The organism is Vibrio sonorensis, assembly GCF_001854765.1.
Taxonomy (GTDB): domain Bacteria; phylum Pseudomonadota; class Gammaproteobacteria; order Enterobacterales; family Vibrionaceae; genus Vibrio; species Vibrio sonorensis.
In genome coordinates this window covers 1-557 of sequence record NZ_LJJE01000050.1, presented here as the reverse complement: position 1 = coordinate 557, position 557 = coordinate 1, and the positions used below count along the sequence as shown (strand labels likewise).

The following is a 557-nucleotide window of genomic DNA, read 5'->3' as shown; positions in this document are numbered from 1 at the left end:
GTACGTTAAATAGACTTACCCTGCTAGACGAATACGGAAGTGTTCATTCTAACAATGTATTATTTTGCATCTTATTGCATAATGAATTCTTTATATTCATCCGAAACATTAAAGAAGGCGATATGGCTAATAACAACTCAACTTTAGTGAACTTGCTCAATGAACTGCATGACGCTATTGATAGTTTTGTATGGCTTGGATTAGGTTTAAGCGTTCTGCTATTACTGATTACCTTTTTAGGGTTCAATTGGGCAATGAATATCCCTTCAATACACAATAATGTCGTTGCTGAATATCTCGCACCGATTCAATACTTAAGGTGGTGCCTTCCGTTAACTTCGGCATTACTCACCGTATTATTCTCTACAAAAATAATTTCTGCGTGGAATATACAAAGATAAGGAAACAAAAATGTCTGTAGTCAAGAAAGTAGAGTTTATCTCTTTTAACGAAGAGGCAACCCTGAAACCAGAAGCCGGTCGAGACTATTTGGTTGTTTTAAAATCATTTGGAACATATACCAGTACACAAACTGCGCGCTATATGCACTGCTGATC

Annotated in this window: 2 protein-coding genes; both read left to right on the top strand. The window is 36.4% G+C overall.

All coding sequences use genetic code 11. The features are described from left to right. The coding region (locus BLO31_RS09235) for a hypothetical protein (RefSeq protein ID WP_217495116.1) at window positions 1-401 on the top strand (401 nt) is incomplete at its 5' end. A gap of 10 nt (window positions 402-411) precedes the next feature. Beyond that, complete coding sequence (locus BLO31_RS23800) at window positions 412-555, top strand: hypothetical protein (protein WP_175443197.1); 144 nt, start codon at window positions 412-414, stop codon at window positions 553-555. Window positions 556-557 lie beyond the last annotated feature (2 nt).